The sequence below is a fragment of the Nostoc sp. ChiVER01 genome (genome assembly GCF_034531155.1).
Lineage (GTDB): Bacteria > Cyanobacteriota > Cyanobacteriia > Cyanobacteriales > Nostocaceae > Nostoc.
This window is the reverse complement of sequence record NZ_JAVRBS010000011.1, coordinates 30,802-53,626: the sequence shown is the minus strand read 5'-3', so window position 1 is coordinate 53,626 and position 22,825 is coordinate 30,802. Positions and strand designations below refer to the sequence as shown.

The following is a 22,825-nucleotide window of genomic DNA, read 5'->3' as shown; positions in this document are numbered from 1 at the left end:
TTGTCAGAAGATGCAATTAGCCAAGGTATTACAGTGATTCAGCCAAATGTGCGAGAGTATACTTATTCACTTACCCGGAGACATAATTATGGTTTTTGCTGGCAAACGACCAAATAATTTAGGTATTAGCAACGGTAAATTAGCACCTTGCCCTAATTCTCCTAACTGTGTTTCTAGTCAGAGTACAGATGCAACCCACAAAATTGCACCACTGACTTTTACATCTAGTCCAGAAGAAGCGATTAGTAATCTTAAACAAATTATTAAGTCCTTACCAAGAACTAAAATCATTACCGAAAACCAAGATTATTTATATGCAGAATTTAAAAGCGCTTTACTGGGATTTGTCGATGATGTAGAATTCTATCTAGAGCGTAATGCTAATGTGATTCAAGTGCGTTCCGCTTCACGCTTAGGTCAGAGCAATTTGGGTGTTAATCGCCAATAAATAGAAACGATTAGAGCCAAGTTGAAATAATTCGTAATTCGTAATATATAACTGGATAACATCTGCGATCGCAATATTTGTGAAACTTTATTTATTTAAAAACTTTGACCCCCGTCCCAGACTGATCATTGCTATCGGACTCGCTGGATTAGTTTCAATAATTCTTCCGTCTTGGCTGCACTTACCTACTCGCATTCTCTGCGCTTGGAACTTTGGTGCTGACTTTTTCTTAGCTGTAACCTGGTGGAAGATGATCAAAGCTACCCCAGAAAAAATTCGCCGTTATGCTGAGAATGAATATGAAGGACATTTAGCTATATTCATGCTGGTGATAGCTGCGGCTTGTGCTAGTGTTTTAGCGATCGGGTTTTTATTAACTGAGAAAAAAGGATTGTCAACAACTCTGCTGACCCTACATGTCATACTTTCAATTATGACTATTGTCGGTTCCTGGTTACTAGTGCATACGATGTTTGCAGTGCAATATGCACATAGTTATTACAAATTTATTAGTCGTAATAATAGAGAAGAAATCACTAAAGGTTTAGATTTTCCTAATAACGACTATCCAGACTATTGGGAGTTTTTATATTATTCATTTGTAGTTGGCATGACTAGCCAAGTTTCAGATGTACAGACGACATCACGCGATATGAGACGCTTGACTCTGCTACATGGCATATTATCTTTCTTTTTCAATACCACAATTTTAGCGATGAGCATCAATATTATTGCATCGCTGATTTAAAAATCGCTTAACTCAGCCAAAAGTATGATTATTTACTCCTCTACTTTCAGAAACAGGAAATTCACTTGCAAGTTTTTTAACATGAACTTAACTTGATATAATCGGAGAAAGTTTATGGATGATCAAACAATAAATGAATTGCCCGGTGAAATTAGAGAACAGTTACCCGAACACGCACAGCAGATTTTCCTAACTGCATATAGTGAGTGCTACTCAAAGTAATGGTTCAAATGAAGAGAGTGCGCGTGAAATTGCTTGGAATAGTGTAAAGAATGAATACGAACCAGGCAGCGATGGTAAATGGCAGAGAAAGGCTGAAGACACTGCTATACATAATAAATCTGTTGTCTCTGGTGGCAATTAAGTGAATTTAAGCTTGGCATAGGGAGCTTTTGTTAGAGGTAAGGCAAAATTTAAAGGGAATTCCATGTTTACGAAGCGGGCATGGGATTCCCTTTTGCTTTTTTATAATTTTTGCAGCAAAATAATAGATATTTTAAACAAAGTATAATTATTTAAATATTATTGGCTAGAAAAATTTATCTATAGGACTAATGTTTGATTTCTGAAAAAGCTTGGTACAAATTAAAAAGCCTAATTCCCTATTCCCTACTCCCTACTCCCCACTCCCCGCCCACGGAGATAATTTCAAAAATCAAATACGATTCCTATATGCAGAAAATGTTAATTGAACAAGACGAAATTGCTATTCGTCTAATGGAAGATAAAATATATGATTATGAGTTGATGGCAAAATGGTTAACTGATGTACAAGTTTTAGAATTTTATGAAGGAAGAGATAATCCTTTTGATTTAGAAAGAACTATAGAAACGTACAAACCGATGATTAGAGGAGATGACCCGGTTGTTCCGTGTCTGTTCTACTATCGAAATATTCCCATTGGTTATTTGCAGTATTGTGCGCTCAACGACTTATCCCAAACCGATAGACAATTGTATCATCTCGATCAAACTGATTATGTCTACGGAATTGACTTGTTTATAGGGGAAACCGACTATTGGAACAAGGGAATTGGTACAAAAATCTTGTCAGCATTTATCAGTTATCTTTTTGAACAGCGACAAGCTCATAAAATTGTCATAGATCCTCATGTTAACAATCCTCGCGCTATCCGTTGCTATGAAAAATCTGGTTTTGTCAAAGTAAAGCTATTACCTGCCCATGAGCTACATGAAGGGAAATACTCAGATTGTTGGCTCATGGCAATAGATAGAAAGAATCCATTGCACTTCTAATTTACAACAGACATACCTTGAAAATAGGGAGTGGGGAGTAGGGATTAGGGACATAAATTTTCATTGCTCCTTGTGAGTGCAACTCATGGAGTCTCTTGCATAAATCAAAAATAAGGAACCCCACCCGCCTTTGAGTAAAGCAAATGCTCCCCTCCCGAAGAGGCTACGGTCTATACACAAGTGCTTTTGTTCAGAACACAAGTAGTTTCGTTCAGAACACAAGTGCTTTTGTTCAGAACACAAGTAGTTTCGTTCAGAACACAAGTAGTTTCGTTCAGAACACAAGTAGTTTCGTTCAGAACACGAGTGCTTTCGTTCAGAACACAAGTGCTTTCGTTCAGAACACAAGTAGTTTCGTTCAGAACACAAGTCTTTTCGTTCAGAACACAAGTGGCAGTAGTACTTTATATTGTGTTAGACATTTTAGAATATTTTTGATAATGTTCACCTCTGTTCTATTTCTACTTACACTCAGGGTTATTTCATTCTCATTTAGCCTGCCTCAGAATAAATTCTGAGGCTAATAGCAAATGTCTAAAGACGACTAAGAAAGGCTTTTAGTCCATTAAGCATGGACTTGGGCTATGCGCTGCGGAACTTTAGTTCTGGGCGGTTTATTTCTAGAACGAAATAGCTCTGTAATCACACCTATAGACTTTGTGACACAAAACGATCTGATTATTTCAACAAAAAACATAACGAAGACCTATGGTCAAAAGTCTGTTGTTGATAGATTAAATTTAGCCGTACCATCTGGCTCTATCTGCGGCTTTCTCGGCCCTAATGGGGCGGGCAAAAGTACTACAATTAAGCTGCTGCTTGAACTGGTCAAGCCTTCAAGCGGGGACGGCACTATTTTGGGTCAAAACATTGTTAAGGACAGTGTTGCTATTCGGGAGCATAATTGGGTTCCTTGCTCAAGATCCATCTTTCTATGGATACTTGAGTGCGCGTGAAACATTGCGTTTCGTCGCTTCGTTTTTTTTCAAAGGTAGCAAAGCTGCGATCGAAAACCGAATTAAGGAAATAATTTACCTTGTAGGCTTGGATGGCAAAGCCGATCGCCCTGTTAGGGGATTATCTGGAGGTGAACGTCAACGTCTTGGTATTGCTCAAGCTGTAATTAGCGATCCGAAATTGATTATTCTTGATGAACCAGCATCAGCCCTTGATCCATTGGGGCGACGTGATATGTTACAAATTCTCGAAAGCTTTCGGGGACGGTGTACAATTTTTTATTCGACGCATATTCTTGATGATGTGCAACGAGTCAGCGATACAGTGGTAATTCTTAAAAACGGCAGATTGGTCACTCAGGGGGCAATTCAGGAACTGCTAGCAGGCGATCGCACCCAGTTTTACTTGAGTGTGCGTGGTGAAGGATTCAAGGTTAGCGATCGCTTGAAAAATGTGCCTTGGATTGAAACCATTACCTTTGAGGAAGGATTGCCAGATGTAAAGATGTAGTACATCAACCTTCAATATTTAAATAGAAAGTATGTAACTAAATTAACTCGCGTGTTCCCAGTCACTAAGTAACTCATGCTGTTGTACAGTTTTCTTGCATTGGCGGAATGGTACTTTAGGAGTACCAATACTAATGCCAGGAAAAGACTGTTTTTTTGTCTTGCTGGGTCTATTTTCTTGTGTCGTTGTCAATTGTTGGGTTTTCATTGGTAAATCAATTTCTAATTAAAATCTCAGCACCAATTTATAACACCAATTTTCAAACGGCAACTTCCACTATAGGTAGCTTATTTCATACAAATATTCACAATGCGATCGCTACTCAATACTGCGTAGGTTTTGAAGATTTATAGGTTGGGTTGAACTTTAGTGAAACCCAACAAAGCCCTGGAAATGTTGGGTTTTGTTCCTCAACCCAACCTACACATTTTTATTTTTTAGTCAAACTACGCAGTATGGATCGCCACTAACTGTACATTCCAATTAATTTCTTAAGAGTTTTGCTCACGCTTGTTTGGCCATTACTCCTAAATTCATCACACATTCAGGAAATTGACGCTTTAATGCTGGAAAAACTGGACAAGGCGCTTGTTCTTGTAAATTGTCCGGCTTACTCCAAGTAAAGGGGGCTTTCTGGGCTGCTGACATCCACACCAGACGCTTGGCTCGTGTCATCGCAACATATAGTAAACGGTACTCCTCAGATATTTTCAAGTGCTTTGCTTGTTCCCATGCTTGTGTAACATCTGGTATAGTAGATTCTCCGTGGAGAGCAGCACGAATTTGGGCGCGGGCTACTTCTGATAAGGTAAAATCCCCTAAGAACTGGCTTTGGGGAGGAACCCAAAATCTACCAGGAATCAAGTTTTCGTGCAGGAAGGGAAGAAACACATAGTCCCAATCTAGCCCTTTGGCTTTGTGCATAGTAATAATGGTCAGTTGACCGCGACGGGTGTAACGTTCTTCCGAATCTTCGGTTTCTACTGGTTCAAACCGTTCGGAACTAACGATTTCACTTAAAGCTGACAGCATTCCCCCCATCGAACTATTGCCTGCTATCTGCTGGTTTACCCGTTCAGCAAGTTTGTCAGCAGTTGCCAATTCTGCCTGGTCGTAATTTAAGGTCAAGGCGAGAAAGGAAATTAGCTGGTACAGTGGCAATTCCAAGCGGGCGCGAAGTAAACTGCGACACAAACGAGCAGCTTTTTGGACTGTTTCTGGCTGTGGTGCTGCTAGAGGGCCAGGATACAAAAATTCTTCTGGGAGGCTAGCAAGGGCGTTGAGGTCTTGAGTAGGTATTAATTGACGCTGCACTAATGCTTCTAGTGCGGCTTTGAGGTAATCGGGGGAGTGGGGGCGATCGCAAAATTGCAGTAATGCTAAAATCTCTTGGGGAACATGGGAACGGCGATCGCGTTCTCCCACATCGTAAAGTGTAATATTATGCTCTTTGCACACAGATGCTAGAGCTTCTGCTAACCATCGTCCTTGGCGATTTTCTCGCACTAAAATCGCTGCACTATTTTGTGTTGGGTCTTCGCCAAATAACTCAATCACTCTTTGAGATAACAATTCAACGGTGTGATGAATATCACGCGGGGTATAAAGTTCTAGTCCTCGTCCTACTGGTGCTGGGTTGGCGTTCTTTTGTGGATCGTTTGTTTCAACAGGGCGAATTGTTTGCAAGCGAAATGGTACTTGTCGGTTGTCAGGAATCTTTTGTCCGTTATTCGTTGTTGCTAAGGACTGATTATTAATCCATTTAAGGGCAAAGTTAGCAGCTTCAATGATAATTCTAGTACTGCGACCAGCTTGATCCATCGTTGCCAATCGTTGAATGCGATCGCACTCTTCGCAAAATTGCCGAAAATAAATCGGATCGGCTGGGGTAAAAGTAGAGTTAATCGCTTGGTTGGGGTCGCCAACACGGACTAAGTTGAGTGCTGACTGATGACTGATGACTGATGATTGAGGAGTTATTATTCTCTCCCTGCCCCCTGCCTCATTTCCCCCATCACTTGCCAAAATTTCTAACAACTGCGTCTGTAATGGGCTAGAATCTTGGGCTTCGTCTTCAAAGACGGCAAATATTTGGTTTTGCTCAATCCTACGGGCGCTATCGTTTTCTAAAACGCGCAGTGCGGCTAAAATCATATCGTCGTAGTCAATGAAATCACGCGATCGCATTAAGTTTTGATATTGCTCATACAATCCCGCCGCTATGCTCAAAATTGCATATTCGTCTGTGGTTTGTTTACTCCACTCCCGTAACTTTTCTGGAGATATCCCAGAACTTTTTGCTTCATGAATTACCGTATTAGCCAATTCTGGCAATACTTCTGTTCGCAGCACCGATTGGCGACGCAATCTTTCTGTTTCTTCTCCGTCAAATTGATGACCTTCCAATAACCGCAAATATATTCCGGGATTATTTGCAATCCATTGCTCTACAGCTGTTCTGATAAAACGGTGACTTTGAGTCGGTGTAATTAATGTGACATTTTCTAACTGCAAACCCGATAAATCAGAATGGCGACTGGCAATGTTTAACGCTAGACCGTGTAGGGTGTAAACAAAAAATCCAGTCTGAGGGAGAGATAAATCATCTCGTAAGAATTGGCGAATCTTCGCTTTAATATTGGCAGCAGCAGAGCGAGTAAAGGTGACAACTACTAATTGACGACGAGAGGATGAACGTTCATATTGACGGGCGATCGCGATCGCTGCCGCCGCCGCCATCCCAGTAGATTTGCCTGCACCAGGAACGGCAGAAATAGCTAAAGGGCCAGATTGCCAGTCAGCCATTTGCTGTTGTCCAGGACGTAGACCGTTGCGGATGCGTGCTATAGCTTCTGCCCGTAGGAATGACACGGGCGATCGCTCAGACAATTCTGGGTGGAGTGATTCTGGAGGCAAAGCAGCAGTAAAATTAGTGTCTGACATTATAAAATTTTATATTTTAAATTTAATTCCAAAACCGCAGATATGAAAAATTATTACTGTTTATCTGTGGTGACAAATATTTAATTGCAAACCAATTAGCTAATAGCTATATGAAGATACTAACAGCAAAGAAAATTATTTTGGTTGGCGGTGGCATCGGTGGCACTGCAACTGCGCTTGCTCTTTACCGGGCTGGATTTGAACCCATTGTTTACGAGCGCACGGCAACATTACGCGAAGTTGGGGCAGGAGTAGCGCTTTGGGCGAATGCTACCCATGTCCTAAAGGAATTAGGCGTATTGGACGATGTGTTACGCCAGAGCGATGCAATTACTAATTATCAGTTCTTCTCCCAGATGGGCAAAGAATTAATGAACCTCTGCATCAATCATTTTGAAGTGCCAGCCGTAGCCATCCATCGTGCTGATTTGCTCTCACTGCTCTGGCGGAAACTGTCGAGTGAGCATTTTGTTTTGGGTCAGGCGTTTGAGCGTTTTGAGCCAGTTGAAAACAAAGTTCGTGCCTATTTTACTGGCGGTTTAGCAGAGGAAGGCGATGTATTGATTGGAGCCGATGGACTCAAATCAAAAGTGCGATCGCAACTATTTGGTGAAGCAAAACCGATTTATCGTGGGATGACATCGTACCGAGGGCTAACGAATTACATACCTGACACTTATAAACGTGGATACATCTGTGAATTTTTGGGTTCCGCCAAAGCTTTCGGATTTGTGACGATTGGTAAAGGGCGAATGTATTGGTATGTAGCATCCAAAGTCGCAGAAGGACAATCCGACGCACCTGTTGGTCGCAAGCAAGAACTTCAGGAAATTTTTCAAGATTGGCCTACCCCCATTCCTGAACTCATTGCTGCAACTGATGAAACCAGTATTCTGAAGACTGATCTTTATGACCGTGTACCGATTCCCAAATGGAGCTTTTCAAACATCACGTTACTTGGTGATGCCGCACACCCTACTCTACCAACGATGGGACAAGGGGCGTGTATGGCAATTGAAGATGCGCTGGTCGTTACCCAATGTTTACTAGAACATTCAGACCCCGCAGCAGCTTTGCGCCAATACGAATCGCTGCGGCTGGTTCGCACCAAAAAGATTGTTGAACAATCTTTACTAATAGGAAAAGTTGCTCAATTAGAGAATCCTGTTGTTGTGGCAGTAAGAAATACATTAATGAAGTTGTTGTCACAACAGTTTGACAATGACTATAAAGCTATTCATGCTTACAGAGTTAGCTTGAAACTCGATAAATACTGATTTTATATTGGTTCTTATTGGTTGTGAGTAAGAGTAATTAGCTAGCGATCGCGCCGGACTAAGTTCAGTGCGAAAGCCACAAGAATACCCTGGCATTGATAAGCAATTTCTGAGCGAGCAATTAAACATTTTGCCAATCCCTTGATTGAAAAAATTAACCAAGCGTGATTTCTTCAGTCAAGGAATTGTTAAAAAGTCTAAAAATGAAATCTCAAGCGATGCCTATGGCAGGCTGTGCTTACGCAGCTTCACTTCAAGATTGATTATTGGAACAAGCACCAACTATTGCCGGTTTTGATCAGCTGCTGTAAAACCACAAATATTGCGCCAACTAGTACAGTTGAAAATGACTTTTAGACTAGCTCTTCGATGTTTTGCCGTTCGCTTACAGTTGATTCACTAAAGACGGCGACATACAACCATCCTGCTAAAATAGCTCCCAAAATCGGAGCTATCCAGAACAGCCAAACTTGAGAAAAAAGTTCTACACCTGCAAAAAGAGCAACTCCAGTACTACGGGCAGGATTAACCGAGGTATTGGTTACAGGAATACTAATCAGGTGAATTAAAGTGAGTCCAAAACCAATTGCCAGTGGTGCAAATCCTTTAGGAGCACGCCTATCAGTTACACCCAAAATAATCAATAGAAACATGAAAGTCATCACAACTTCAGTAATCAAGCAAGCAAACAGTGTGTAACTACCTGGAGAATGAGTCCCGTAGCCATTAGTGGCCAATGGGTTAGAGCCAGTTAAGGTAAATCCAGCTTTGCCACTCGCAATCAGGTAGATAATGCCCGCACCAACAACTGCACCGATTACTTGAGAGACGATGTAAGGTAGTAAGTCAGACCCAGGAAAGCGTTTACCTGCCCACAGTCCAAAGGAAACAGCTGGATTGAAATGGCCACCAGAAATATGACCAAAAGCATAAACCCCTGTAAGGACGGTAAGCCCGAATGCCAAAGATACACCGACTAATCCAATACCTAGTGGAAAAGAAGTATTTTCGCTAATTTTTGCCGCATCTGCTGTGTAGGCTGCGGCTAGAACAGCACTACCACAACCACCTAAGACAAGCCACAATGTACCAATAAATTCAGCCAAACAACGTTTAGTTAGAGACATTTTTGGAAAACTCCTTATTCAGCTACAAACGACTGATAGCGATGTTGGACAATCCTTGCGTTATTTATATCAACAGAAATCTATTGGGTTTGTTTTCTTCCCATTAAATTTCCAATTAGTGAAAGTTCTGAATCCCTCACTAATAAATTCTGTTTTTTACTAAATAATTGTGGTAATAAAAGAAGATATCGTAAAAAATAAAATAACCAAGAAAATACTTAATTTCTTAAGCATTTTGCTCAGAATGATACATTTGTTGAAATTCTTGCTCCAGTAACTTTTATTTGAAATTATTTGAAAATTTATTTAAATTTTCTAAGTTTTATAGAGAAAAATAAAGAGTTTAGACAAAGTATTAAGGAGCCAGTGCCTTGCTCTGCTTAAAGAGTTAAAGCAACTGGCAGCATTGGTCAAATCGAAAAATGAACTAATACCCCGACTGCTATATGCTATTTAGACGGTATTATATAGATCACATCACGCAGTTAGTCCTGTCTAAAATTGAATTTATTCGTCAATCTGCCAGGAATCCTTAGTTAATTCTTCATCCAGAATTTTCTTAGGACGCACAATGATAATAATTTGTCCTAATAAGGGAATTTCTGGCTCAGTTTCAAACCACTGAAAATCTAATTCACCACCATTTTCAACAACAAAGTAGCTGGAGGCATCCCATTCTCGTTTGGCACGATCTACCACAACTACCACCGGCCCGATTTGGCTTTGGGTTTGGATGGGGAAGCGATCGCTATTCGCTAAAATCACTACTGGATCTTCTGCCCCCAACAACACTTGCCAACCTGGTAACGGCACCCAAGCTTGCTCTCCAGCAAATTTGACCATCCGAAATGGTTCAATTTCTGTCATTATGGGCACAGCTTGCAAGTCTTGCCGTGATAATGGCAACTCACCTACCACAGGCAAGATTCGGGGTAATTGTTCTTCAACTTCCAGGCGGTAAAAGGGTAAAATTGGCGCTGGACGTTGAGGAACGGTAGTAAAATCAGTCAGTAGTTGTTCGATTTTTTGCCTTGCTGCTGGCGTGTGAGCAAAGCGTAAACCTTTGGCGATTAGGCGCGATCGCTGTTGTAAATCTGCATTTTGGCGTGCCAGTTTCCAAACTTGATGAGCAACAGCATCCCCAGGATGGGCAGAAAACCCTTCTGGCAAAGTGCGGTAATAAGAGAACTCTTTAAGTGCTTTTGCTATTTCTCGTGCCTCATCGGCATCAACATTGTGGACGAAAATTAGTTCGGCGGCGGCGGCACGTTCTTCTTGGGTGAGCAAACGCAGTTCATATAAAACATCACTACCGCGTGTGGCATAGTGCGATCGCGTTTCTTCCGATACTCCAAACTTTTCCAAAGAATTGTAAACTTGAGAACCAACAACCACCTGATTTTGTTGAATCGGCTCAAATCCAGTCGCCTCAAAAATGTCTTGGGGGTTGTAACCGGTTTTTAGCAACGAGGCGATCGCGGCTCCCCATTCCACCCAGTTACCTTGTTTTTGCCTCAGCCTTCGCAGTAATTCTTGTGCTACATCGTTGGTAGCATTTTCTTCGGGATTCTGAGCGTTGGGTGGTAGATCAGTCATAATCGGAGTGCGAGCTTCAACTTGAGAGGTTAATTAATACCTCATGAGCAAGTCTTATTTTAATCTATGAACTACCCATAGTTATATCTTGTACCTGCCCACTTGCTTGCCAAGAAATTTATTTCACAGGCTTTTAGCGTAAGTCTACTAAGCGTGGACTCTAATCCTTTTTGAGCCATCTTTAGAAGAATGCAATAATAGCCTCAGAATGAATTCTGAGGCAGTTGTTGGGATTGGTGCAAGTTTTGCGTATAACTACTGCTTTGAGTTTATCTGTAGAAACTTATCTAGTTAATTCTTCTTGTGCAATTTTTTCTTGCTAGAGATATTTGGGCAGGCAAATCTCCTCTGTGACATCACAGCTATCGTATTTAAACATGCAAAATAACTCCGTAAAAACCCTTGATAAATTTTAGCTATTCTCAACTAAGCTTGGTATGGAATATAACAAGATAGTGAATATTTAAAGGAAATATCTTATGGATAAGCCCACTCTCGAAATTGATAAACTCCAATCTCAAGTGATGACTCTCCAACAATCAAAAAAGCTAAAAATCCTAGTAGTTGACGATGAGCCAGATAATCTCGATCTGCTTTATCGTACCTTTCGACGCGACTTTAATGTTTTAAAAGCTGATAGTGGGGTGAACGCCCTAGAAGTTTTGGCAGCAGAAGGGGAGGTAGCGGTGATTATCTCCGATCAACGGATGCCAGAAATGAAAGGAACAGAGTTTCTCAGCAAGACTGTGCCTCAGTTTCCCGATACGGTTAGGATAATTCTCACCGGATTTACTGATATTGAAGACTTGGTAGAAGCGATTAATGCAGGGCAAGTCTACAAATATATCACCAAGCCTTGGGACCCAGGCGAACTGAAGGCAGTGGTGCAAAGAGCAGCAGAAACCTACGACTTGCTCAAGCAACGTACTGAAGAATTACGCCGTTCTCATGCTCAAATAGCCTTGCTGAGTGTTTTGGTACAGGTAACTCAAGCAGTTTCTAGCTTAGAAGAAACTCTCGCTCCAATTGCTAGGGCCGTGAATGATACTTTTGGAACAGATGGGTGTATTCTCCAACTGACAGATGGAAATACTCTGATTGCGACTCAAGGAACTTACAGCGATACAGGTACAATAGAAAATTGGCTATCTGTTGACCCACTAACAAAGGAAGCGATCGCCACCGGGGAAATGCAAGTTTCCTTAAATATACCTAAAGACACTAAATTAGTTGATGCTATTCACTACAAAAATACGGGTGTGCAAGCACATTTAGTTATCCCAATTAGCTACCGTAATCAACTTTTGGGCGTATTATCCCTACAGTGGAAACAACCCTGCACTTTACGCGAAGATGAATTAATGCTAATTAATTTATCAGCCCAACTGATAGCGATCGCTCTTACTAGTTGTCATTAGTCATTTGTCATTAGTCATTTGTCATTAGTGAAAAACCAATGCCTAATGCCTAATGCCCTATGCCCTATGCCCAATACCTAATACCCAATGACTAACGAAATTCAGTCCATTTTTAACCGTATTGCTCCAGTTTATGACCAGTTGAACGATTGGTTGAGTCTAGGACAGCATCGAATATGGAAGGAAATGGCGGTGAAATGGAGTGCAGCTAAATCGGGTGATACTGTATTAGATTTGTGTTGCGGTAGTGGTGATTTAGCCTTACGTCTGGCACGGCGTGTAGGGGCAACAGGGAAGGTTTACGGAGTGGATTTTTCACCCAACCTGTTAGAAAAAGCTAAAGAACGCTCATATTGGCAGTACCCCCAACCTGCGATCGCCTGGATAGAAGCCGACGTGCTAAATTTACCCTTTGAGGATAACCAATTTGATGCCGCAACAATGGGCTATGGTTTAAGAAATGTTAAAGATATTTCCCGCAGTCTCCAAGAGTTATATCGGGTTTTGAAGCCAGGTGCTAAAGCCGCAATATTAGACTTTCATCGACCGAGTAATCCTCAGCTACGTACCTTTCAGCAGTTGTATCTGGACAATTTTGTAGTGCCAGTTGCCAGTTATTTAGGTTTAAAAGAAGAATATGCTTACATCAGCCCTAGCTTAGACCGCTTTCCCATCGGCAGAGAGCAAATAGAGTTAGCGCGTCAAGTTGGTTTTGCTGTTGCCACACACTACCCCATTGCGAACGGTATGATGGGAATGCTAGTGCTTAGTAAATTAGGAGTTATTAGTTAAAAGTTATGAATTATGAGTAGTGATAAATTCTCATTTAAAATTTATCATTCCTAACTCCTAACTCTTGTACAGACACGATTAATCGCGTCTCTCCTAACTCTAAGCTCTAAACTCCTAACTTTTTTAATTCTTCCCTTGGACTGGTCTCATCTTTGGCTTTATGTGTCTCCCCCGGTACTGGGTGGAATTATCGGCTATTTCACAAATGACATAGCCATCAAAATGTTGTTCCGTCCTTACCGAGCAATTTACATTGCTGGACGAAGAGTACCCTTCACCCCTGGATTGATTCCCCGCAACCAGGAACGTCTGGCTCTGAACATTTCTAAGACAATCATGGGGTCACTTTTGACACCACAAGAATTGCAAAATCTGGCGCGGCGCTTGTTACAAACAGAACGCGTACAAGGAGCAATTCTCTGGTTGTTGCGGCTGGCTATTGAACAAATAAAAACAGATAAAAACGAGAAAAGTGCCAAAATTGTGGCGGGGATTTTGCGGGATTTAATAGGGGAATCTTTGCCACGCTTACTCAAGGTTTTAGCGCGGCGCGAAGACTTTTTGGAAGCGCAGATCAATCAAATTTTTGATCAGATATTGCTGGAATTTCAATTGAGTGAAGAACAAGCCACGCGGCTTGCTGATTGGTTGTTGCAAGCAGTTTTACCGCCAGATGTGCTGCGACAGACGATAGTTGATTTTTTGACCGATCGCACAATTCAAATTATTGATGAAGGCTTCCGCGAAAAAACCAGTGGGACTTATTGGGTAGTAGCAAATTTGTTTGGCTTACGTAATACTCTCACACGGCTAAGAACTTTTTGTTTGGATGAAAAAGAGGCTGCTAATGCTCGCTTGCAAGAATTGACTAAAGATTTGCAAATCCGCGATCGCATTCGGAAATTACTGCAAAATTTATCATTACAAAACTTGCCAATTGGGACGGTGCGCCAGCTCAGAAAGACTACCCGCGAAAGTGTCCGCCATTACTTACAAAATAGTGGCAGTGATTTTTTACAAGGATTAACTGATTCTGTTGATTGGGAAAATATTGCTGTAGTCCTGCTGAATCGTCTGAGTACTTCACCTGTTGTCAATACTTCTTTAGAAGTAATGAGTCAAGAATTGGCTTTAATATTAGATAAGTATTTGGAAAAAGATTTAGAAGTAATTGTGGCGCAAGTAATTCCAATTTTATCGATAGATCAAGTGATAGTTGACCGAGTTAAATCAACTTCACCGGCTGATTTAGAAGCCGCAATTGAGGGAATTGTAAAAAATGAATTACAAGCGATTGTAACTTTAGGTGGTGTTTTGGGTTTTGTTATCGGGTTATTGCAAACTGGGTTTTTAATATTTAGTCAATATTAATTTTGTATTTTTGACTGTAAATTTTTCTCAAATTAGAGTTGTAAATTGCCCAGATTGTGAAATGAGTGAAATTGAGCGTAGGCGTAGCCCGTCGGAGACATCGTTTAACTCAAAATCTGCGTCAAATCCAGCACAAACCCAGGCAATACATCCTCTCCTGATAAGCTAGTAGGCGATCGCAAAACCTCAACTTCCTGTCCTAGACGATAAATTTCCACCTGTTGGTTTTGCGGATCGATCAGCCATCCTAAACGCACACCGTTGTCAATGTACTCCTGCATTTTTTGTTGCACAGTTTTTAAGCTGTCTGAAGCAGAGCATAATTCTACCGCAAAATCTGGAGCGAGTGGTAGAAATCTTGCGGGATCTGGATTCAGGGCTTCTAATCTCTCTCGTCTCACCCAGGATGCATCAGGAGAGCGATTTGCACCATTGGGGAGTTTGAAACCAGTTGAAGAATCAAAAGCCAAACCTGTGCCATCAGCGTCAGCCCAATTACCTAAGCGCTGTGTCAGTTTACTATTCCGATTTCCAGTTCCCCATCCAGTTGGTGGCATGATAATCAATTCTCCCTCTGCCGTGCGCTCAAGTCGCAAATCTCGGTTATTTTGACACAGTTGGAAGAACTGCTCATCTGTTAGTTCAATGGTGGGGCTGAGGTTCAGAATCAGGGCAGTCATAATTGCCTCTCAAACTTGTTAACTGTAGCCTAGCACTTGATTGACATACTAGGTTAACCATCAATTTGCCAAAAACTTGAAAAGTGGCAGTCTGATTTTTTAAATACCTATGACTTCATGCTAGATGTGGAAAATCGATTTGTTTCATCCAAGATTTATTTCATCCAAGATTTATGTTTGACTCTTCAAGGGATGCTTTATCAGCAAAGGCTCAATATATGCTTCTAGAGTATCTTTAACTTTGGAAGGCTGACGAATTGGAGCGATCGCAGAATAATCTGGTTTTACTGTCCAGTCGTAATGGCGAAGCAGTGTAGAAAGCACTATTTTCATTTCCATTTGGGCAAATTCCATACCTAAACATCGGTGCGAACCATAACCAAAACCCATTAGTGCTAAAGGATGTTTTTTATCTTCTTCACGAGGTGGTGCAAAGCGATCGGGGTCAAAGCGATCAGGATCGGTATACAGTTCTGGTAGACGGTGAGTTAGCATCGGCGAGATAGTCACAAACCAACCAGCAGGAATGCGATAACCTGCATACTCAATATCCTTGAGGACTCCACGATTATAGGCATACACTGGCGGATAAAGCCGTTCTACTTCTTTTAAAACGTTGGTTAAATCTGGAAATTGTTTGAGATGGGACAGGTTAAGGGGATTATTCCCCACAACTGCTAATTGTTCTTGGCGCAGTCGTTCTCGCCATTCCGGATGATTACCTAGTTCAAATATTACCCAACTGAGCAAAGAGGCTGTTGTCTCATGTCCAGCAAATAACAGTAGCAATGCCTCGTTGATTATTTGTGCTTCGCTCAATTTATTGCCGTCTTCATCAACAGCCGCTAGCAGCAATCCCAAAACATCTTTTGATTCTTCTAAATTACCTTGCTCGATACGCTGTGCAATTGCTTGACGCAAGAAAGCTACTAACTTACCCCTAGCATTTTGACCGCGACTATATAAAGTAAAAGGGACATTCAATTTTAATATTGTCATACTGCCATCTAGCAGTTGTGTAAACCACTGACTAGTTTGCTCAACTTCGCTCTTGTTTTGACTTCCCAAAAACAGGCGAGTAGCAACCATCAGGGTAAGCTGGCGGAAACTAGAATTTAAAGGAATCGTTCTCTGTCCCCAATATTTGAGGAAGCCTTGCACAATATTTTGGATGGTGTCGAAATATGTAGCGATCGCTTTTCCGTGAAATGCTGGATACATTAAGCGACGAGTTAGGCGATGTTCTTCCCCATCTTGTAATAAAATATTGTTGCCAAATGTTGATTCTAAGAAATACCACCCTATCCGCGATGACATGTGTTCCGCCTGTTCTACCAGCACCAGCCGATTAGCATCAGGGCCAATTAAATAAGCACGTTTACGCCCCATGACGCTCGTCTTAAAAACTGAACCATACTGCTGGAATCGTCGCCACAAATACAACTCTGAATCCCGAAATACTTCCAAAGTCTCCCCCAAGATGGGCAAGCCATAGCTACCAGGCATTTCTTCAGCAGATTTTAGCTGTCGCATATTTGAGTACCTCCAGCAGTAATCAGCTACAGTATCTACTTAATTGTAAAGCGCAGTTAGGTTTTGCAAATCTAAATTACCACTCGCGGTAGAGCCTTTCTGCATAGAACATAATCTCTTCATTTGGCAATCTAATTTTTGGTTTTTGCCGAGGATATAAACTTTCAACCGCACCTGTATCCTGTTCAATAACTGTAGCTGCTGCTTGTAAAACTGAATTTTTAAACAGATATTTCATCAAAGGATTAACGACTTTGGCATACATCAAAATAAATGTCTTGGTGATTTTCTCTGTTTCCGGGTAGAGAATATGAATTTGAGCAATATCACCAATAGGTGTTTTCGCAAAAAAAGCTGTAGTTGAAGGAAATGCGTATTCAAGCCTGTTAGTAAGAGTTTTAGGGAAGATTCCCAAAATAGGATTTTTGAAAATTTCTCCTAGCGTGTTATTGGCTCTTGTCAGTTCTTGATTGACTGTGGCGTAGTATCCTTTTTCTGCAAAAGAATTTACATTACAAAATGTAATTTTAAATAGTTCTTTATGAGTCCCATTTTGGTGGTTATAGTCATAGTTAACCATTAGATTAGTCAAAAAGTCACCCTGAATACTTTTATCTCCAGTTACTCCAATAAACTCGTAATTATTAACAATTTTTTGATGCAAGTCTGGGATGGGCAATCTTGGCTCAAATCCGGCATACGTCCAGATACAATCATTGCTAATAATTAGCTCTAATGGTTTAGTAATTGGCTGAGTGTCTTTTTTATCTCCTTGCTGTAGTCTGCCTTGTCCATCAAATTCTAGTGCATGAAAAGGGCAAGTAATAGTATCTCTTTCTTGACAAACCCAGCCGTCTGATAATGGTGCTTGCATGTGTGGACAGATGTTATCAAGGGAAAACACTTCGCCTTTTTGGTTTTGCCAAATAACATAATCATGTCCGTTTAAAGCGATTTTTTTGGGTTTATTTACTCCTAATGTAGATTTGTGCGCGATTAACCAAGGTGCACCAGGTAAAATTGGTTCCATTTTGCCTCCAAGATATTAATAATTTGTTTATTTAAAGTTCAGCAGATGGGTTAGTAAAACGTCACACAATATTGAAAGTTAAAAGTTGTGTATCATTTGTCTGACATCTTACTTTTGAGTGCAAATTGGGATGAATAATTAAAGTCTTGTCTGCAATAGACGAACTAATACAACCGCGCATTGGCTCGGCTAATTTTGGCTAGTGCATTGTTGAATTAATTAACTAATTTTTTAGTTAATAGACATTAATTTAATAAATTTCATCTTCTATGTCAACTGCTAACCAATTTTTTAGTTAATATATTTTCGTTATGATGATGGAGCAACGTGGGTCGTTCAACGCAGTCAAAATTCTCAGCTAAAAAGCCGCGTCAGGTGCGCGATGCAGAAGCGACGAAAAAGCAGATTCTCGATGCGGCAGAAGCGGAGTTTGCCAGAAATGGACTTAGTGGGGCGCGAACAGAAGCGATCGCTACAGGTGCAGGTGTCACCAAAGCGATGATTTACTACTACTTCCAGAGCAAGGAAGGACTATATGAAGCTGTTCTGCAACGTCCGGCGGTGGAGATGCACGAAGGGTTTGAGCAGTTAAATTTAGATCAGTTCCCACCAGAGGAGGCGTTGAAGGTACTTGTCAAAGAAGCGATCGCTTATGAAGCTGCTCACCCGCACCGGGGAATGCTTTGGTTTCAAGAAGCCAACCAAAATCAGGGAAAGTATTTCAAACAGGGGAATTGGCAAGAGAATTTTAGCTATCTCATCAAGATTTTAGAGCGGGGGATGGCTGAAGGTTGTTTCCGTCAGATCGATCCATTTCTCACCACCCTACATATTATTGGGGTTTGTAATTTATACTTCAACGCTTACGAAAACATCAAGCATACTAGACCCGATTTGCAACTGCTGAGTTCAGAAATGATTGAGCAGCATACTCAAGCAGCAGTTAAATTTATTTTGGCTGGTGTGCGACGTACTGAAAATTAGAGATTAAATATTGAGAAACTGCGTAGGCGTAGCCCGCCGTAGGCATCGCGTGCCAAAGTGTACATCCACAAATATCTAGCAATTTGTGATATATCTTCTCGTGTTAATCCTGAATCTACCAGTTGATTATCTTGCTATTTGGCACGCAGAATATTATTTAACATTGCTAAAGCTTGTTTGGTCGAGACATCTTTGAGCGCTTTGCTTTCAAGAACCAAACTAAAATCAAGGACAATTTTTCAAAAAACGCAATTGACAAGAAAATTTTGGGTATTTGATCAAGATTTTAGAGCAAAGCATGGCAAAGGTTTGTTTCCGTCAACTTGATCCATTACTCACCACCCTTCATAATTATTGGGGTTTGTAATTTATACTTCAACGCTTACAAAAACATCAAGCATACTAGACTTGAATGGCACTTAGTTAAACCGTCTAGTAGGCAATGTAAAGGTTACAGAGGTCAGCGATGTTTGGGCTTTCTGCATAGATCGTCATCAAGGACGGAGCTTATACCCATGCTCCCTGCTCCTTTTCTCCATGCTCTTCTAATCACATTAACTCACTCCAGCTACTATGAAGCGATGCCTACGCATCAGCGTAATCCGCTTAGAACACCAAACTTCTAAAACAGAACATTAAATTTCAAGTTCCAAATACCAAACTTTTAGTTTTCAAAACAAAAGGACGAACTCATGGCAAATTCAGCTTTCAACTTATCTAACCTCAACGGCACAAATGGCTTTGCCATCAACGGCATCAATCCAGATGACCGTTTAGGCGACTCTATTAGCAGTGCCGGAGACATCAACGGCGACGGTATTGACGACCTGATTATCGGGGCAGATGCTGCCGACCCTAACGGCACCTCTTCAGGGCAAAGCTACGTGATGTTTGGCAGCAAGGGGGGTTTTGATACCCAATTTTACCTCTCCACCCTCAACGGCAGGTCAGGCTTTGCCGTTAACGGCATCAATCCAGATGACCATTCAGGCAACTCTGTTAGCAGTGCCGGAGACATCAACGGCGACGGCATTGACGACGTGATTATTGGGGCAGATGGTGCCTCACCCAACGGCATCACTTCAGGGCAAAGCTACGTAGTGTTTGGCAGCAAGGGGGGTTTTGATGCTCAATTCAACCTCTCCACCCTCAACGGCACAAATGGTTTTACCATCAACGGCATCAATCAATATGACTCCTTAGGCAACTCTGTTAGCAGTGCCGGAGACATCAACGGCGACGGCATTGACGACCTGATTATCGGGGCACCCTTTGCTTCCCCCAACGGTACCTCTTCAGGGCAAAGCTATGTGGTGTTTGGCAGTAAGAAAAGTTTTACTGCCCAATTAGACCTCTCCACCCTCAACGGCACTAATGGTTTCACCATCAATGGCATCAATGAAGATGACTCTTTAGGCACCTCTGTTAGTAGTGCCGGAGACATCAACGGCGACGGCATTGACGACCTGATTATCGGGGCACCCTTTGCCGACCCCAACGACATCAGCTTAGGGCAAAGCTACGTGGTGTTTGGCAGCAAGGGGGGTTTTGATGCCCAATTAGACCTCTCTACCCTCAATGGCACAAATGGCTTTGCCATCAACGGTATCAATCCAGATGACCATTTAGGCAACTCCGTTAGCAGTGCCGGAGATATCAACGGCGACGGTATTGACGACCTGATTATTCAGGCACCCTTTGCCGACGGCAACGGCGACAATTCAGGGCAAAGCTATGTGGTGTTTGGCAGTAAGGGGAGTTTTGCTGCCCAATTTAACCTCTCCACCCTCAACGGCACTAATGGTTTCACTATTAATGGCTTCAATAAAGGTGACGGCTTCTTCAGCAGTTTTGTCAGCAGTGCCGGAGATATCAACGGCGACGGCATTGATGACCTGATTATCGCGGCACCCTTTGCCGACCCCAACGGCACCAATTCAGGGCAAAGCTACGTGGTCTTTGGTAGCAGGGAGAGTTTTGGTGCCCAACTCAACCTCTTCAACCTTAACGGCACAAATGGCTTTGCTATCAATGGTATCAATTCAGATGACCGTTCAGGCTACTCTCTTGCCAGTGCCGGAGATGTCAACGGCGACGGTATTAACGACTTGATTATCGCAGCACCCTTTGCCGACCCCAACGACATCAGCTCAGGGCAAAGCTATGTGGTGTTTGGCAACCGCGCCCCTGTTCTCGACCTTAACGGCAACTTACAGGGTATTGATTTTAGCACTACCTTTAGCGGTACTCCTGTCTCCATCATCGATAGCAACTTCACCCTCGACGACAATGGCACTACCCTAGCTGGTGCCACCATCACCATTACCAATCTCTTGAATGGCGCAACCGAAAGTCTCAATGCCACTGCTATCGGCAACATCACTTCTACCTACAACCTCACCACAGGCACTCTCACTCTTAGTGGTACGGATACCATTGCCAATTATCGACAAGTCCTCAGTAGCGTTACCTACAACAGTACAGCTACCACTGTTAACACCACAATTGAGTTTGTCGTCGATGACGGTCAAGATGTGAGTAACACTAGTGCAGTAGCAACCACCACTTTGGGTGTTGTCCAGAAATTGATTACGGGCACCCCTGATGCAGATATCCTTATCGGCACATTCAACAACAACATCATCGAGGGCAAAACTGGTAACGACACGCTCACTGGTAACGGTGGTCGAGACACATTCATCTTCTCAAGAGGCGATGGCATCGATACCATAACCGACTTTGGCGGCGTAGGGAGCTTAGGTAGCGTAGATATTGATTCAAATCCATCAACGGCGGCAACTGCTGAAGTTGATACTTCAAATCCATCAACGGTGCCAATTGCTGAAGTTGATACTTCAAATCCATCAACGGCGGTAATTGCTGAAGTTGATACTTTGGATTTTACTAGATTAGGATTGACTGCTAAAAATCTGCTATTAACTCAAAATGGCAGCAATCTAGAACTCACTTTTGAAAATACAAGCAATACCAAAATCATTCTAGAAAACTTCCTGTTAGAAAAGCTGAATAATTTACCAGCATCTGATACCAGCCCAGCTATTGGCAATATCCTGTTTGATAACCAGAGGGGCATTGTTGACAGTTTTGATGTCTTCGATGCTAACTCCACTCAAACTGACTTATTTAACCCAAACACCGTTACATTCCTCAATGACCTTAACAATAACATTACGGGTTTTAAAGACTCCGGCGATGTGATTAATGGTCAGGGAGGTGATGACATCATCAACGGCAATAGTGGCAATGATTTGCTACGGGGTGGAACTGGTAATGATACCCTCATCGGTGGTGCTGGCGATGATACTCTGGTTGGCGGTGCTGGCAATGACGTACTCATAGGTGGTGAGGGTGTTGACAGATTCGTTTACAATACCGATGCTCCTTTTAACAGTAATGATGTTGGTCTAGATAGTATTAGTGGGTTCTACAGTGGATTTTTTGCAGTCATTACACAAAGTGACAAGATTGTACTGAATAAGACTACCTTTAATACAATTACTTCTGTTGCGGGAATAGGTTTTAGTAACGAGAGTGATTTTGAAATTACTTCTTCTGCCGGGACTAGCACGGCGAAAATTGTCTACGATCCTGTGAGTGGGCAGTTGTTCTACAACGAAAATGGCAACACGGCTGGTTTCGGCAGTGGTGGTCTATTTGTGACTCTAACTGGTGCGCCAATTCTCAAGGCATCTGATTTTATTATCCAAGGGTAGTTCGCTTGGAATAAGAAACTTTGAGTTCCAAACACCAAACGACTCTGACTTTTCACGGGATCTGGAAAACCTCTCTCTTTGCAAAAAAGAGGCTTTGAATTCTCCCCCTTGCTTACTTTACGGTGTACACACAAATCAAAAAATGATTAATGCAACAAAGGTGCAGGTCAAGAGACTTGTGTGTACACTTTAGCTTCCTTACCTGAAAAGGGGGTTGAGGCGTTAGGTTTCGCGTTAGTTTTTCCAGATAACGTGAAAAGTCAGAAACTAGATTAAAGCTAAGTAGAGCATTTCATTAATTCGTAGCGAATTAAATCTGACAATGGCAACGCATCGGTTGACAATGGCAACGCATCGGCTGACAGTGGCAACGCATCGGTTGACAATGGCAACGCATCGGCTGACAGTGGCAACGCATCG

General features: G+C 41.9%; 17 protein-coding genes and 2 pseudogenes. 12 read left to right on the top strand and 7 right to left on the bottom strand.

Annotation, left to right across the window (positions count from 1 at the left end; translation table 11 throughout):
* The first annotated feature begins 88 nt into the window (after positions 1 to 88).
* The 5 genes and pseudogenes from RMY00_RS16125 to RMY00_RS16105 all read left to right on the top strand — a co-directional run bounded on the left by RMY00_RS16125 (position 89) and on the right by RMY00_RS16105 (position 3,920).
* Positions 89 to 448, top strand: coding sequence for a DUF1499 domain-containing protein (locus RMY00_RS16125; RefSeq protein ID WP_322648502.1), 360 nt, complete (start codon positions 89 to 91; stop codon positions 446 to 448).
* Between the two features lie 79 nt (positions 449 to 527).
* Positions 528 to 1,196, top strand: a complete 669-nt coding sequence (locus tag RMY00_RS16120; RefSeq protein WP_322648501.1) for a DUF1345 domain-containing protein — start codon at positions 528 to 530, stop codon at positions 1,194 to 1,196.
* Positions 1,197 to 1,310: 114 nt separating this feature from the next.
* Positions 1,311 to 1,560, top strand: a pseudogene (locus RMY00_RS16115) (ChaB family protein).
* Positions 1,561 to 1,877: 317 nt separating this feature from the next.
* Positions 1,878 to 2,453, top strand: coding sequence for a GNAT family N-acetyltransferase (locus RMY00_RS16110; RefSeq protein ID WP_322648500.1), 576 nt, complete (start codon positions 1,878 to 1,880; stop codon positions 2,451 to 2,453).
* A gap of 584 nt (positions 2,454 to 3,037) precedes the next feature.
* A pseudogene (locus RMY00_RS16105) lies at positions 3,038 to 3,920 on the top strand (ABC transporter ATP-binding protein).
* 42 nt (positions 3,921 to 3,962) lie between these two features.
* Here the strand turns inward: RMY00_RS16105 and RMY00_RS16100 are convergent.
* Positions 3,963 to 4,127: a hypothetical protein gene (locus tag RMY00_RS16100; RefSeq protein ID WP_322648498.1), complete on the bottom strand. Its 165-nt coding sequence runs from the start codon at positions 4,125 to 4,127 to the stop codon at positions 3,963 to 3,965.
* On the opposite strand from RMY00_RS16100, the gene RMY00_RS16095 reads away from it, so the two are divergent.
* Positions 4,127 to 4,273: a hypothetical protein gene (locus tag RMY00_RS16095; RefSeq protein ID WP_322648497.1), complete on the top strand. Its 147-nt coding sequence runs from the start codon at positions 4,127 to 4,129 to the stop codon at positions 4,271 to 4,273. The genes RMY00_RS16100 and RMY00_RS16095 overlap by 1 nt on opposite strands.
* A gap of 151 nt (positions 4,274 to 4,424) precedes the next feature.
* Here RMY00_RS16095 and RMY00_RS16090 read toward each other — a convergent pair whose 3' ends face one another.
* Complete coding sequence (locus RMY00_RS16090; RefSeq protein ID WP_322648496.1) at positions 4,425 to 6,863, bottom strand: ATP-dependent helicase; 2,439 nt, start codon at positions 6,861 to 6,863, stop codon at positions 4,425 to 4,427.
* A 110-nt stretch (positions 6,864 to 6,973) separates the two neighbouring features.
* Between RMY00_RS16090 and RMY00_RS16085 the strand changes: the two genes are divergently transcribed.
* Complete coding sequence (locus tag RMY00_RS16085) at positions 6,974 to 8,140, top strand: FAD-dependent monooxygenase (protein ID WP_322648495.1); 1,167 nt, start codon at positions 6,974 to 6,976, stop codon at positions 8,138 to 8,140.
* A gap of 353 nt (positions 8,141 to 8,493) precedes the next feature.
* On the opposite strand, the gene aqpZ is transcribed toward RMY00_RS16085, so the two are convergent.
* Together aqpZ and RMY00_RS16075 are read right to left on the bottom strand one after the other, a co-directional pair.
* Positions 8,494 to 9,267, bottom strand: a complete 774-nt coding sequence (aqpZ, locus tag RMY00_RS16080) for an aquaporin Z (RefSeq protein WP_322648494.1) — start codon at positions 9,265 to 9,267, stop codon at positions 8,494 to 8,496.
* A 507-nt stretch (positions 9,268 to 9,774) separates the two neighbouring features.
* Complete coding sequence (locus RMY00_RS16075; protein WP_322648493.1) at positions 9,775 to 10,863, bottom strand: RuBisCO accumulation factor 1; 1,089 nt, start codon at positions 10,861 to 10,863, stop codon at positions 9,775 to 9,777.
* 479 nt (positions 10,864 to 11,342) lie between these two features.
* Here RMY00_RS16075 and RMY00_RS16070 point away from each other — a divergent pair, with 479 nt between their 5' ends.
* The 3 genes from RMY00_RS16070 to RMY00_RS16060 all read left to right on the top strand — a co-directional run bounded on the left by RMY00_RS16070 (position 11,343) and on the right by RMY00_RS16060 (position 14,444).
* On the top strand, positions 11,343 to 12,281 hold the full coding sequence (locus tag RMY00_RS16070; protein ID WP_322648492.1) for a response regulator: 939 nt from the start codon (positions 11,343 to 11,345) through the stop codon (positions 12,279 to 12,281).
* Between the two features lie 87 nt (positions 12,282 to 12,368).
* Positions 12,369 to 13,073: a bifunctional demethylmenaquinone methyltransferase/2-methoxy-6-polyprenyl-1,4-benzoquinol methylase UbiE gene (ubiE, locus tag RMY00_RS16065; protein WP_322648491.1), complete on the top strand. Its 705-nt coding sequence runs from the start codon at positions 12,369 to 12,371 to the stop codon at positions 13,071 to 13,073.
* Positions 13,074 to 13,208: 135 nt separating this feature from the next.
* Positions 13,209 to 14,444 (top strand): DUF445 domain-containing protein, encoded by a 1,236-nt coding sequence (locus tag RMY00_RS16060; RefSeq protein ID WP_322648490.1) that lies wholly within the window; start codon positions 13,209 to 13,211, stop codon positions 14,442 to 14,444.
* Positions 14,445 to 14,548: 104 nt separating this feature from the next.
* Here the strand turns inward: RMY00_RS16060 and RMY00_RS16055 are convergent, their stop codons facing one another.
* From RMY00_RS16055 to RMY00_RS16045, 3 genes are all read right to left on the bottom strand, one after another.
* On the bottom strand, positions 14,549 to 15,124 hold the full coding sequence (locus tag RMY00_RS16055; RefSeq protein ID WP_322648489.1) for a Uma2 family endonuclease: 576 nt from the start codon (positions 15,122 to 15,124) through the stop codon (positions 14,549 to 14,551).
* A gap of 171 nt (positions 15,125 to 15,295) precedes the next feature.
* A complete protein-coding gene (locus tag RMY00_RS16050; protein WP_322648488.1) occupies positions 15,296 to 16,657 on the bottom strand; it encodes a cytochrome P450 in 1,362 nt (453 codons plus the stop codon).
* 76 nt (positions 16,658 to 16,733) lie between these two features.
* On the bottom strand, positions 16,734 to 17,687 hold the full coding sequence (locus tag RMY00_RS16045) for a Rieske 2Fe-2S domain-containing protein (RefSeq protein WP_322648487.1): 954 nt from the start codon (positions 17,685 to 17,687) through the stop codon (positions 16,734 to 16,736).
* 327 nt (positions 17,688 to 18,014) lie between these two features.
* Between RMY00_RS16045 and RMY00_RS16040 the strand changes: the two genes are divergently transcribed.
* Both RMY00_RS16040 and RMY00_RS16035 read left to right on the top strand, forming a co-directional pair.
* Positions 18,015 to 18,671: a TetR/AcrR family transcriptional regulator gene (locus tag RMY00_RS16040; RefSeq protein WP_322648486.1), complete on the top strand. Its 657-nt coding sequence runs from the start codon at positions 18,015 to 18,017 to the stop codon at positions 18,669 to 18,671.
* A gap of 692 nt (positions 18,672 to 19,363) precedes the next feature.
* Positions 19,364 to 22,405, top strand: a complete 3,042-nt coding sequence (locus RMY00_RS16035) for a hypothetical protein (protein WP_322648485.1) — start codon at positions 19,364 to 19,366, stop codon at positions 22,403 to 22,405.
* Positions 22,406 to 22,825: the final 420 nt, after the last annotated feature.